Source organism: Flavobacterium cauense R2A-7 (genome assembly GCF_000498475.1).
GTDB classification, from domain to species: domain Bacteria; phylum Bacteroidota; class Bacteroidia; order Flavobacteriales; family Flavobacteriaceae; genus Flavobacterium; species Flavobacterium cauense.
The window spans coordinates 410,659-424,116 of record NZ_AVBI01000019.1 but is presented as its reverse complement, the minus strand read 5'-3'; the positions used below and the strand labels follow the sequence as shown (position 1 = coordinate 424,116).

The 13,458-nt window shown below is 40.9% G+C and carries 11 protein-coding genes; 8 read left to right on the top strand and 3 right to left on the bottom strand.

Annotated features, from left to right (window positions below):
• The first annotated feature begins 307 nt into the window (after positions 1 to 307).
• The gene (locus FCR2A7T_RS12000; RefSeq protein ID WP_023571572.1) at positions 308 to 1,912 is read left to right on the top strand and encodes a class I SAM-dependent methyltransferase; all 1,605 of its coding nucleotides are present in this window, start codon (positions 308 to 310) and stop codon (positions 1,910 to 1,912) included.
• 5 nt (positions 1,913 to 1,917) lie between these two features.
• On the opposite strand, the gene FCR2A7T_RS11995 is transcribed toward FCR2A7T_RS12000, so the two are convergent.
• Positions 1,918 to 3,060: a saccharopine dehydrogenase family protein gene (locus tag FCR2A7T_RS11995; RefSeq protein WP_023571571.1), complete on the bottom strand. Its 1,143-nt coding sequence runs from the start codon at positions 3,058 to 3,060 to the stop codon at positions 1,918 to 1,920.
• 253 nt (positions 3,061 to 3,313) lie between these two features.
• On the opposite strand from FCR2A7T_RS11995, the gene FCR2A7T_RS11990 reads away from it, so the two are divergent.
• The 7 genes from FCR2A7T_RS11990 (at position 3,314) to FCR2A7T_RS11960 (ending at position 11,566) form a co-directional block, all read left to right on the top strand.
• Positions 3,314 to 3,739: a hypothetical protein gene (locus FCR2A7T_RS11990; protein ID WP_023571570.1), complete on the top strand. Its 426-nt coding sequence runs from the start codon at positions 3,314 to 3,316 to the stop codon at positions 3,737 to 3,739.
• Between the two features lie 164 nt (positions 3,740 to 3,903).
• Positions 3,904 to 4,986 carry an efflux RND transporter periplasmic adaptor subunit gene (locus FCR2A7T_RS11985; RefSeq protein WP_035118552.1) on the top strand — a complete coding sequence of 361 codons (1,083 nt, stop codon included), beginning with the start codon at positions 3,904 to 3,906 and terminating at the stop codon, positions 4,984 to 4,986.
• A gap of 25 nt (positions 4,987 to 5,011) precedes the next feature.
• On the top strand, positions 5,012 to 8,221 hold the full coding sequence (locus FCR2A7T_RS11980; protein ID WP_023571568.1) for an efflux RND transporter permease subunit: 3,210 nt from the start codon (positions 5,012 to 5,014) through the stop codon (positions 8,219 to 8,221).
• On the top strand, positions 8,208 to 9,638 hold the full coding sequence (locus tag FCR2A7T_RS11975) for a TolC family protein (RefSeq protein ID WP_035118550.1): 1,431 nt from the start codon (positions 8,208 to 8,210) through the stop codon (positions 9,636 to 9,638). Before FCR2A7T_RS11980 ends, FCR2A7T_RS11975 begins: the two co-directional genes overlap by 14 nt.
• Positions 9,639 to 9,847: 209 nt before the next feature.
• Positions 9,848 to 10,738, top strand: a complete 891-nt coding sequence (locus tag FCR2A7T_RS11970) for a DnaJ C-terminal domain-containing protein (RefSeq protein WP_023571565.1) — start codon at positions 9,848 to 9,850, stop codon at positions 10,736 to 10,738.
• Between the two features lie 5 nt (positions 10,739 to 10,743).
• Positions 10,744 to 11,028, top strand: a complete 285-nt coding sequence (locus FCR2A7T_RS11965; RefSeq protein WP_023571564.1) for a chaperone modulator CbpM — start codon at positions 10,744 to 10,746, stop codon at positions 11,026 to 11,028.
• 121 nt (positions 11,029 to 11,149) lie between these two features.
• A complete protein-coding gene (locus FCR2A7T_RS11960) occupies positions 11,150 to 11,566 on the top strand; it encodes an OsmC family protein (RefSeq protein ID WP_023571563.1) in 417 nt (138 codons plus the stop codon).
• Positions 11,567 to 11,795: 229 nt separating this feature from the next.
• Here FCR2A7T_RS11960 and FCR2A7T_RS14855 read toward each other — a convergent pair whose 3' ends face one another.
• Entirely contained in the window at positions 11,796 to 12,134 is a 339-nt protein-coding gene (locus FCR2A7T_RS14855; RefSeq protein WP_023571562.1) for a c-type cytochrome, read from the bottom strand.
• Between the two features lie 212 nt (positions 12,135 to 12,346).
• Entirely contained in the window at positions 12,347 to 13,162 is an 816-nt protein-coding gene (locus tag FCR2A7T_RS11950) for a hypothetical protein (protein WP_023571560.1), read from the bottom strand.
• Between the last annotated feature and the right edge of the window lie 296 nt (positions 13,163 to 13,458).

Genomic DNA, 13,458 nt, shown 5'->3' with positions numbered 1-13,458 from the left:
ATTAATGTGCAATATTGTTGTTTTATTAATGGAACGCGGATGCCACGAATGCAAGCACAACGGATTTTTACATGTTTTGGATTGTGCTTTTTTAAATTGTAGGAAGTCGTTAATAAACAGTGAGTGAGTTTTTGCAACTCTGATGATGCTGACTTTACAGATTTTCACGGATTTAATAATTAGTTTTAAATCCGTTTAATCCGCGTTGTCTGCATCCGCCTGATCCGCGTTCCAATTTCGCAACGCATAAATTAAAAAAGAATTCATAAAATAAATTTTCTTAAATTTGAGAAAAGCACTACTTCTTATGATACAAAAAACTGAGCACCGTACTACCATATTTTCTCATCTTGACGGCTTAGTAATCGCACCCGTTGCCTATGCGTTACACAAAAGCGGCGTTTCTGAGACTTTATTGAAAGAAAAAACCATGCGTCTGAATGCTTTGGTGAATCAATATAAAGCCAATGACGGTTACCTTAATGTAGCTTTACGGGCGATCGCATCACAAGGATTTATCGATTATGCTATTGATAATGCGACCAATGAAATCACTGTCAGCACCAATGAGAATAGCAGTTTTGCGTTTTCACTTTTTCCATTGTACGAAGATGTGGTGACACTTTTACAGCAAACCGATTTGTTTACTTCCGTACATATTGCAACAGCTTCGGTATCACAACTGAAAGCCGTTTTTGATAAATATGAAGATCATTTCGGAATTGTTTTTTCAGATAATCCAAAAGAAAGAGCGCTGCAAGAACAGGTTTTAACGCACATCGAAGGTTTTTTGGTCGGACCGATTATCGTCAGTTTGGGTATGACCGGCATGTTTCATAAGTATTTCATGGAAACTTCTTTCCGTCCCGAAGAATTCCACAAAGAACCTGAGGTTTTTAAAATCATACTCGATTTCTTTACGCAACTCAATTGGTTCACCGAAAAAAGCGGGAATTATCAGTTTACCGAAACCGGACTGTTCTTTGCCAAACGCGCTTCAGCCTATGGGGTAACGGTTTCCTATTTGCCGATGTTTAAGGTGATGGACGAGTTACTGTTCGGAAATCCGTCTTTGTTGCGGGATATCGGAATCAATGAAGACGAACGCCACGTAAACCGAGAAATGAACGTATGGGGCAGTGGAGGAGCACATACCACTTATTTCAAAATTATCGACGAAATCATTATCGAACTCTTCAATAAACCTATTCAGGAGCAGCCTAAAGGAATACTTGATATGGGATGTGGTAATGGTGCTTTTTTACAGCATATTTTTGATGTTATAGAACGTCAGACGCTCCGTGGAAAAATGCTGGAAGAACACCCATTGTTTTTAGTGGGAGCCGATTACAATCAGGCAGCTTTAAAAGTAACCAGAGCCAATTTAATTAAAGCCGATATCTGGGCGAAAGTCATTTGGGGCGACATAGGAAGACCGGATCTACTGGCAAAGGATCTAAAGGATAATTACAATATCGATTTAAAAGATTTACTCAATGTAAGAACCTTTTTGGATCATAACCGCATTTGGGAAACCCCAAAAGTGAAAATCGAAAACAGAATCAGCACGTCAACCGGAGCCTTTGCGCATCGCGGAAAACGGATCAGCAACAACGATGTGGAAGACAATTTACTGGATCATTTTACCAAATGGGCGCCATTCGTTCATAAATTTGGGTTACTGATAATCGAATTGCATACCATAGCGCCGCAATTAACAGCTGCGAATATCGGGAAAACCGCTGCAACTGCCTATGATGCCACTCATGGTTTTTCCGATCAGTACATTGTAGAAATTGAAGTACTGCATAAAATCGCTGCCGAAGCCGGACTACAACCGGACATGCAGTATTTCCGAAAATTCCCGAATACCGAGTACGCTACAGTCAGTATTAATTTGTTGAAAGGGTAGGTTGTTTACACCTTTCCGTAAACCGGAACAATATAATTTCCATTCAGGAAAGTTGCCGGATCAATCTGACTTTGGAGGATAATACCACTGTGAGTGCCTTCCAACAGCATTTGTGCAGTTTGCGCCAACGGAGCAGCCGTAGTCGTTTGAATGGCTCTTAACTGATGGTTTCCTACTTGTTGTGGCAAGATGCGTTTGGCAATCTCACGACGGCGGAGTACTCCGTTACTGTCTTTTCCTTCCACGGCAGCGTAAAGCACAATCTGATCGTCTTCGATGTGTGGAATGGTCGCTTCCATTTTTTCCTGTAGAATTTTAATAGCGGTATCTGATTTGTCTGAGCCAGTCAGTTGTTGGGCTACCCAAGCATAATGTCCGGGATGGCGTAAAGTTTTATAATCAAGTGAACGTACTTTTCCAGATAATGCATCGGGTAAATCGGCAGCGCCTCCAGAGGTCAGGTCGTCTTCATAGTTAATACCGTCAATAATTATGGAAGCTCTTTCCGATAGGGAAGGCAGTACAGTTTTTTTATAGTCACGCAATACAATAGTGTCTTTAAGGTATTCGGTGGCAACCCCAACCGGACTCCAGGTAAAGCCATAATAATGCGGCGCTACGGCATGATTGGTAAGAGCTCCCACTTTTAGCTCGAGTTTCTCTACTTTATCAACTCCAAAATCACGGCAGAACTCCTGAAACAACCCGTGTGCCAACAGGTCGATATACCCTGGTGCAAGACCCGTTTGCAGTGCAAAACCGGTTTTAGCGTCTTTGGCTAATGTCATTATCGCTTCGGTTTCGGCAACATATTCGGTAAGGTTGGCATAATGTAAATGAAAATCCTTGGCGAACTGCGCAATTCTCGGAGCCTGACTTCCGGGCAAACAATCGAGAATAATATCTCCTTCATCAAAAAGCACTTTCATTTCATCGGTAATGCCTTCTTCGGGGAGGTAAAAGTCCTGAACTGCGCAAGATTTAGTGGTTCCTTGAGTAATCCATTCGGCTACTTTTTTTGCCTTCTCCGGAATTCGGTCGCCAATAAAAAGGGTAGGGTGTACTTCACTCCATTCCATAAGTAATAATCCTACGGCTTCGGCAATACCACCGGCTCCGGCAATAATAATGGTATGATGCGTTTTCATGCGTTACGGTTTTGTGTTCGAAAGAATAAAGTTACCAATTTTTTGTGATTTGCTATCGGATGTTTTTACTATAATTTACTGAATTGTAATGGTTTGTGTTTTTTGGTTCGGCTACTTTTCTTCCCATCTTTAATGAGAGAATTCTTAGTTAAAATCATTGTAAGAATTTGATAATTAATCATATAGAGATATAACTTATTTTTAACAGAGAATAATTTGTCGAACAATTTAACTTTCTTTACTTTTGCCGACAATGAAGAAGTTGTTTATTAAATTCTTTTTACTTCACTGTATTCTTTTTCTAACGGGATACAATACATTGCAGGCTCATGTAACACAACATGAAGTTTGCGATGCGACAATAAACACACTTCAAAGAAATGATTTTGGTAAATTCGAAGATGCCAACAAAAGCTATAAAGCCGCTACCAATTTCGATTTATTTGATAACGAAGAAAACAAAGAGAAACTTCGCTCAATAGTTGATATTGATGAGGAAGAAAGCGTATCTTCTCACAAGAAAAAAACAGGGTTAAATAATTATTTTACATCTGTTTTTTGCGTTCAGGCTACTGCCGATACTACCCAAAGTATTAAAAATGGATTGTCTGAGATAGATCATTTCTGTTATTTTTTATCCGAAAAATGGTTTATCGTATTTCGTGTTATACGAATATGATTTAAAAATTCCCCGGTAATTTAAATTACCAACACCCCAACGGTTTATTATTATTTGTAGCTATCCTTAGTAAGGCATCTGTTGCTTTAAAGGATATACAAGTGTTTTTCTCTATACCGTTTAAAAAAAAATCAAAATTATTTATCGTTTTAAAAAATAAAATCATGAAGAAAGTTCTTGTGCTTTTAGGTATTTGTACCTTGTTGTTTAATGCAAGCTGCAACTCACACAAAGAAGAAAAAGAAGAATCCGTTAAATTTTCAGTAACCAGTCCTTTAAAAACCGACACTTTAATCACTAAAGAATATGTTGGTCAGGTACGCTCTATTCAGCATATCGAATTGAGAGCCTTGGAGAAAGGGTACTTGCAAAAAATCTATGTAGATGAAGGTCAGCATGTTAAAAAAGGACAATTGATGTTCCAAATCATGCCGATGTTATACAAAGCCGAAATGCAAAAAGCACAGGCAGAAGCGAATTTCGCTGAAATCGAATACAAAAATACCAAAGCACTTGCCGATTCTAAAGTGGTATCTCCAAACGAGTTAGCTATGGCAAAAGCAAAATGGGACAAGGCTAAAGCCGAATTAGCATTGGCTCAGGTTCACTTAGGATTTACCGAAATCAGAGCGCCTTTTGACGGTATCATGGACCGTTTTCAGGTACGATTGGGAAGTCTTGTGGATGAAGGCGATTTACTAACCACACTATCAGATAACAGTAAAATGTGGGTGTATTTTAATGTACCGGAAGCAGAATACCTGGATTATAAAACCAGTAATAAATCCGATCAGCAAAAGAAAGTACAGCTTTTAATGGCTAATAATAAGCTTTACCCTTATGTTGGATTAATCGAAACAATTGAGGCCGACTTCAACAACGAAACCGGAAACATCGCTTTCAGAGCAACCTTCCCGAATCCGAGAGAAATCCTAAGACACGGGGAAACCGGTAACATCCAAATCATTTCGCCTTTAAAGAATGCACTTTTGATTCCTCAAAAAGCAACGTTTGAAATTTTGGATAAAAAATATGTATATGTAATCGATAAAGACAGCAAGGTAAGAACCAGAGAAATTACGCTTGCAGCCGAATTACCGAATATTTATGCTGTAAAAGCGGGATTATCCGAAGGAGACAAAATACTTCTTGAAGGACTACGTCAGGTAAAAGAAAATGAAAAAATCAATTACCAGGTGTTAGATCCTAAAAATGTAATGTCTCACTTGCAGCTGTATGCAGAATAATCGAACACTATAAAAAGAAGAAAAAATGTTTAGTAAATTCATACACCGACCGGTTTTCGCCATCGTGATTTCGGTCATCATTCTTTTCGTAGGTTCCTTAGCCATCAAACAGCTTCCAATATCGCAATTTCCTCAAATTGCCCCTACGACAGTAAATATTTTTATCGCTTATCCGGGTTCAAGTTCGGATGTATTGGTAAAATCAACACTTATTACCCTGGAAAATGCCTTAAATGGTGTTCAGGACATGCGATACATTGCCACCGACGCCACCAGTGCCGGTGAAGCTACAGTAAGGATTATTTTCGAACCCGGTACAGACCCCAGTGAAGCGGTAGTCCGTGTAAAAACAAGGGTCGATCAGGTAATGCCGTTATTACCCGAATTGGTGCAACGTGAAGGGGTTATCATTACTCCGATTCAACCGAGTATGTTGATGTACGTGAACTTGTATTCGAAAAACAAAAGCATGGACGAAAAATTCCTTTTCAACTATGCGAGTGTGAGCATGATTCCGGAAATCAATCGTATTAAAGGGGTTGCAAGATCACAAATCTTAGGAAGTAGAACGTACGCCATGCGTGTTTGGTTAAAACCGGATCGTATGCGTGCGTATAATATTTCTGTGGAAGAAGTAATGGACGCCTTAAAGGAACAGAGTTTCGTAGGACGTCCGGGTAGAATTGGTCAAAGTTCGGGAATTGCCGCCCAATCTTTAGAGTATGTACTTACTTATAAAGGGCGATACAACAAACCGGAAGAATATGAAAAAGTGGTTATCCGCGCAAATGCAAACGGGGAGAGCATCCATTTAAAAGATATTGCCTCCATTGAGTTAGGGAGTGAATTTTTCGATATCTATTCCAATTTGGATGGTCATCCCTCGGCTGCAATTGTATTAAAACAAAACTACGGAAGTAACGCCAGCGATGTAATTGCTGAAGTAAAAGCCAAACTGGAAGAAATGAAACAAAGTTTCCCTCCCGGAATGGATTATAAAATCAGTTATGACGTATCGCAATTCCTTGATGCTTCCATCGAGCAGGTAATTCACACCTTGCGCGATGCCTTTATTTTGGTGGCTTTGGTAGTATTTATTTTCTTAGGCGACTGGCGCTCCACTTTAATTCCGATTTTAGCGGTTCCCGTATCTTTGATTGGTGCCTTTTTCGTTATTCAGTTCTTCGGACTGTCGATTAACTTAGTAACGCTTTTCGCCTTAGTATTGGCTATTGGTATTGTGGTCGATGATGCGATTGTCGTCGTCGAGGCCGTCCATGCCAAGTTCGACGAAGAGCCCAACATTACTCCTTACTTGGCCGTTAAAAAAGTATTGGGTGAAATCACCGGAGCGGTTATCGCGATTACAGCAGTAATGGTATCGGTATTCTTACCAATCTCATTCTTGTCTGGTCCTGTAGGAACGTTCTACCGTCAGTTCTCCATTACTATGGCAAGTTCCATTGTAATTTCAGCCTTAATTGCACTTACCTTAACACCGGTACTTTGTGCCATGTTATTGAAAAATCACCATACACACCACAAAAAAGCCAATGTTGTAACCAAAGCTTTAGACAAATTCAACTTAGCTTTCGACAAACTAACCGGAAAATATACGGGTTTATTGAAATCCATCGTAAACAGAAGATGGTTAACGTTCGGAATCCTGATTGCTTTCTGTGGTGGTATTTATGTAGCCAACCAAGTGGTACCGTCCGGATTTATTCCAAGTGAAGACCAGGGAACTATTTACGCGATCATTCAGACGCCTCCGGGTTCCACTTTGGAAAAAACAAACGAGGTTTCGCAACGTCTTCAAAAAATATGTCAGAAAGTAGACGGTGTAGAATCGGTTTCTTCATTAGCAGGTTACGAAATCATGACCGAAGGTCGTGGATCGAATGCAGGTACTTGTTTGATTAACTTGAAAGAGTGGTCTGATCGTGAGCATACGGTAAAAGAAATAATGGAAGAACTGGAAGAAAAAACCAAAGGGCTTGGTGCCACAGTAGAGTTTTTCGAACCGCCGGCCATTCCGGGCTTTGGTTCTGCCGGAGGTTTCACCATGCGTTTGCTGGATAAAAATACCGATACGGATTATCAGGAATTTGATAAAGTAAACAAACAGTTCATGGCCGACTTAGGTAAAAGAGAAGAGTTAACAGGTTTGTTTACCTTCTTTGCTGCCAATTATCCTCAGTATGAATTGGAATTCGATACGGATTTAGCCATGCAAAAAGGCGTTGATCCGGGTAAAGCAATGGAAAACCTGAACATCCTTATCGGAAGTACGTACGAACAGGGATTCATCAAATTCAACCGTTTCTTTAAAGTTTACGTTCAGTCGGATCCGAAATACAGACGATTACCAACAGACATCCTGAATCTTTTTGTTAAAAACGATCAGGGGGAAATGGTGCCTTATTCGGCTTTCATGAAACTTGTAAAAGGGCAGGGACCAAATGAGCTTACCCGTTACAACATGTACAATTCCGCAGCCATTCAAGGGCTTCCGGCCAAAGGCTTTACCAATGCCGAGGCAATTAAAGCCATTAAGGAAGTAGCAGCCAAAACATTACCGAAAGGGTATGACATCGCATGGGAAGGTCTTTCTTATGACGAAGCCAGCCGCGGAAACGAATCCATCTACATTTTCGGAATCGTATTATTCTTCGTGTATTTGGTATTGGCAGCGCAATATGAAAGTTTCATTATTCCATTGTCGGTAATCTTCTCGTTACCGGTTGGGGTATTCGGTTCGTTCATACTTTTAAAAATAATGGGACTTGAAAATGATATTTATGCACAAATCGGACTGATCATGCTGGTCGGACTCTTGGGTAAAAATGCCGTATTGATTGTAGAGTTTGCCATCCAGAAACACCATGAGGGCATGACCGTACTCGAAGCAGCCATTGAAGGGGCCAAAGTACGTTTCCGTCCGATCTTGATGACCTCTTTCGCCTTTATTGCCGGATTGATTCCTTTAATTATTGCTTCCGGTGCCGGTGCTATCGGTAACCGTACCATTGGTGCTTCAGCACTTGGAGGAATGCTTTTCGGAACAGTTTTCGGAGTAGTTATTGTACCAGGGTTGTACTATATTTTCGGCTCTTTGGCCGAAGGCAGAAAACTGATTAAAAACGAGGAAGACAGCTCTCTGTCAGATGTGTTTGCACACCAAATTGATAATTTCCCAACCACTCATGAAAATGACAAACATGAAGAGAATTAATAAATTAAAATACGCAGGCACTGCCTGCGTATTATTAGCCTTGGCCAGTTGTGCACCGGCTATAGTCCAAAAAAACGAGAATGTTTCAGTACCGGCAAGTTATGCCACTTCAACGGACACCATCAATTCCGGAAAAGTGAAATGGAAAGACTTTTTCTCCGATCCGCATTTGAATTCCCTTATCGATTTGGCATTGGTAAACAATCAGGAACTGAACATCACTTTACAGGAAATTCAGATTGCCAAAAACGAAATCCGCGCCAGAAAAGGGGAGTACTTACCTTTTGTAGGATTACAGGCAGGTGCCGGATTGGATAAAGTATCCCGATACACCAGCAAAGGTGCCAGCGAAGCCATTTCGGAAATCACACCGGGTAAAGAAATTCCGGAACCGTTACAGGATTACAAAGTGGGCGCGTATGCTACTTGGGAAGCGGATATCTGGGGGAAACTTCATAACGCTAAAAAATCGGCAGTAAAGAAATACCTTTCTACCGTAGAAGGTAAAAACTTCGTAGTGACTAATCTGGTGGCAGAAATCGCCAATTCTTATTACGAATTATTGGCTTTAGACAGCCAGTTAGACATTGTAAACAAAAACATCGGTATTCAAACCAATGCTTTGGAAATCGTAAAACTGGAAAAACAATCGGCAAGAGCAACAGAACTGGCGGTACAACGATTTGAAGCGCAGGTGCTTAACACTAAAAGTCTTCAGTACAACATTCTGCAAAGCATTACCGAAACCGAAAACAAGATCAATTTTCTGGTAGGTCGTTATCCGCAACATGTGGACCGCGACAGTAAAGTTTTTGAAACCTTGGTTCCGCAAACGGTTTATGCAGGGATTCCTTCTCAGTTGTTGGAAAACCGCCCGGATGTAAAACAGGCCGAATTGGATCTGGCTGCAGCCAAACTGGATGTAAAAGTGGCCAAAGCCCGTTTCTATCCTTCGTTGGGAATTGCTGCCGGAGTCGGACTTCAGGCATTTAATCCGTCGTATTTGCTAAAAACACCACAGTCGTTAGTGTATTCCTTAGCAGGCGATTTAGTAGCACCATTGGTGAACAGAAACGCCATTAAAGCAACCTACTACAATGCCAATGCAAAACAAATTCAAGCCGTTTACAATTACGAGCGTACCATTTTAAATGCATATATCGAAGTAGCAAATCAAATGGCTAAAGTGAGCAACCTTGAAAAAAGTTATGGTTTGAAATCGAAAGAAGTAGACGCATTAAACCTGTCAGTAGATATTTCCAATAACCTTTTCCGTTCGGCAAGAGCAGATTATATGGAAGTGTTGTTAACGCAACGCGACGCTTTAGAATCAAAATTTGAGCTTATTGAAACCAAAAAGCAGCAAATGAATGCTTTAGTAAACATTTACCATGCTTTAGGTGGTGGATGGAATTAATAGATTTTTTTGATTTTTTTCAAAACCCCTTGTCGTTCGGCAAGGGGTTTTGTTTTTCTATACCAAATGCTGAATGGGAGCATCGTTTTAGTGACAATTTTCGTAAGTACTAAAAACCGGACAACACCCAAACCGTGTAGTTTGTCGTAACCCTTTGATTAAAAAGATAGAATGTTGTAAATTTATAAATCAAACTAACAGTTAAGGCTATGGCTTATATCGACTATTATGCTGTATTAGGGGTTGCAAAAACCGCGACTGCCGAGGAAATTAAAAAAGCCTATCGGAAACTGGCCCGACAGTACCATCCCGATGTAAACCCCAACAAAGAAGAAGCCACGCGTAAATTCAAGGAAGTTAACGAAGCCAACGAAGTACTGAGCGACCCCGAAAAACGCAAGAAATACGACCAATACGGCGAACATTGGGAACATGCCGAGCAGTATGAAGAAGCCAAACGTCAGCAACAGCAGGCAGGCGGTGGATATCAGTACCATCAGGGTACCGAAGGTTTTGACGATTATGAAGCCTTCTCCGATTTCTTTGGTTCCATGTTCGGAAAAGAAGGCAGGGCTAAAACCAAAGGATTTAAAGGTCAGGACGTTTCGGCCACGCTACGCCTGCAATTAACCGACATACTTACCACACAAAAACAAGTGTTGGAAGTAAACGGCAAAAAAATACGCATTACCATTCCGGCGGGAGTCGCTAACGGACAAACCATTAAAATAACCGGACACGGCAGTAAAGGCTACAACAACGGCCCTAACGGCGATTTGTACATAACCTTTGAAATCGTAAACAACACCGCCTTTGAAGTAAAAAACAACGATTTGTATACCACCGTTTCCATCAGTCTTTACGATGCACTCTTGGGGGGTGAAGTCATTATCGAAACCCTAACCGGCAAAGTAAAAGTACCCATAACCCCGGAAACCGAAAACAACAAGAAAATCAAACTGCGCGGTAAAGGACTGCCGGTGTATAAAAAAGAAGGCGAGTATGGCGATTTGTATGTAACCTATTCGGTAGTGCTGCCTAAAAACCTGTCCGATAAAGAAAAAGAACTGCTCGAACAGTTACGTTCCATCAGAAAATAAACGTTATGAATCCAACCACATTAAAAATATCCGTCATCACCTTTTGCCAGTACCACGAGATAACACCCGATTTCGTTTACGCCTTACAGGAAAGCGGACTCGTGAAATTAGAGCAACAGGAAGAACACCATTACATCACCAACGAACAGGTAGAAGTGCTCGAAAAATTCATCCGAATGCACTACGATTTAGGCATCAACATAGAAGGACTGGAAGTAATCAGCCGCTTACTAACCGAAATGGAAGAAATGCAGCAGGAATTGCGGATGCTTAGAAGAGGAGGTGTTTAGTGAGCAGTGTTCAGTGTTCACTAATCAGTATTAAGTGAGTAGGGATGAACTTAAAGATTCTCTTGAATTAAGAATACAGCTTAGGCTTTTAGCATAAAAAATTAACCAATACTAAACGATTATGAAATTCAACAGAAGAGCAAGTGCCCATTGGATGGGCAGTGGTATGGAAGGAAAAGGAACCCTTACCACGCAAAGCACCACCTTAAACAATACCCAATATTCTTTCAAGTCCCGATTTGAGGAAGGTGTTGGTACCAATCCCGAAGAACTCATAGCCGCGGCACATTCCGGGTGTTTCGCCATGAAGTTAAGCTTCCTGTTAGGTGATGCAGGCTTTACCCCGGACGACCTCAACGTAGAAGCCAAAGTAACCTTCGAAGACGGTGCCATTACCGAAAGCCATCTCGATTTAAAAGCCAAAATACCCGGAATCACCAACGAAGCCTTTCAGAAAATCGCCGCCGAAGCCAAAGCAACCTGCCCGATTTCAAAATCCATCACCGCCGCCATCAGCCTAACCGCCATATTGGTATAAACACACCCTCGGTGGCTGAGGCTCTCGAAGCCCGGTCCCTGATTTCGGTCCCTGAGGCTCTCGAAGGGTCGTTTCTCGGTGCCTGAGGCTCTCGAAGGGTCGTTTCTCGGTGCCTGAGGCTCTCGAAGGCAGGCTCTCGAAGCCCGGTCCCTAATTCGGCCCCTGAGGTTCTCGAAGGGTAGAAAGCAAGCTCTAAAACAAAAATCAGGACAAAGTCCTGATTTTTTGTTTATTCTTTAGGATGCCCATTCATCGTAATCACATATTTCAAAATCAACTCCCGATCTTTATCATCCACCGCATTAGGATGCTTCTTGTTGACTTTTTTCACCATTTTCGGAACAATATTCTGCCATTTCTCTTCTGAAAACTTCGTTGGGTTTTTCAGTCCGTGACAATCCGCGCAGTGTTTTTCAAACAGCGCTTTGCCCTGATTCAGTTCTTCCAGCGTATACCCCGGATATTTTGTTTGCATTCGGTCCACATCCGGTTGAGTAGGAGGGATCAGTTTTACGGCGCAGCTAACAATTAGCAAAGCTACAGAGAGCGTAAGCACGATTTTTTTCATAGTCAGTTTTTTTTTGATTAGTGAGCATAATCAGTTCATACTATAAAAATACTAAAAATTGTACAAATTCCGTTTCCTTCTTCAAAATAACAATCATCGTTTCTTTGTCCTGCTGACGCAGGAAGCAACCCATAATCCATTATTACGGAAACAACATAAAAAAACCGATTATTTTTTTAATCGGTTTTTTTAGTTTTTATTCAAGTCCGTATTTAAGGAATAGCAACAGAAACTTTTCCGTTTAAAACAGTACCGTCTCTTAACGTTGAATTACAGAAAATAACAGTTAAAGTCGTACCGTCATTGTTAACAAACAACTTTGTATTAGGAGTAGAACGATTCCCGATTAATACCTGATTAGAAGATTTCACAACTTCTTTATTGTAATCAGTAATATCGAATTCATAATCAACACCAAAAAATTGTCCGGTATGCGGATAACCATCATTTAATTCATTGAAGTTTACGTCATAAATATTAGGCCAAGTACCAAATGTGATTCCGAAATTCCCCGAATCACAACATAACGGACTGTCATTTATTTCAGGAGAAACACTCTGCCAAGTCCCATTGATACTAATGTAGTTGTTTTGTGCATAAGTACACGGAACGGCTGATGTGGTAACTTCTTCCCAATCTTCCGCTCTATAATTCCCGTTTTCAGTATAACAAGTGTAATAATATTTTGTATTGGGCTCTAATCCGGTAATAGGAGTATGATAATACGCTCTATAAGGCTCATAAGCTACATTTTCATTAACCACAACAACCTGTTGATTGGCTGTATTATCCGCACTACCGGTTCTGAAAATAAAACCAACCTTGTAGGTTCCGGGTCCCTGATAATAATTATTATCATTATTGATATAACCATTAAGCGTAACGGAATTTTGAGAGGTATAGGTAGTATAAGATCTTGGCGTTGGAACCTCACTTCCTTCACCAGTAGCGCTAGAGGAACTATCACTACTATCGCTGCAAGAATTTAAAACAGTCAATAAAATTAATGATGCAAAAATTTTTTTCATTATATGATTAGGGTTAAATGTTGGCTGCAAAGATATCGTAAATAATTAATTTTCTTAAAAATTTTCCGTCAAAAACAAAAATATAAATCAAAAAAATCTCCGGTGCCTGAGGTTCTCGTTTCTCGGTGCCTGAGGCTCTCGAAGGGCGGTGCCTGAGGTTCTCGTTTCTAGGTGCCTGAGGCTCTCGAAGGCAGGCTCTCGAAGGGCGGTGCCTGAGGTTCTCGTTTCTAGGTGCCTGAGGCTCTCGAAGGGCGGTGCCTGAGGCTCTCGAAGGCAGGCTCTCGAAGGGCGGTGCC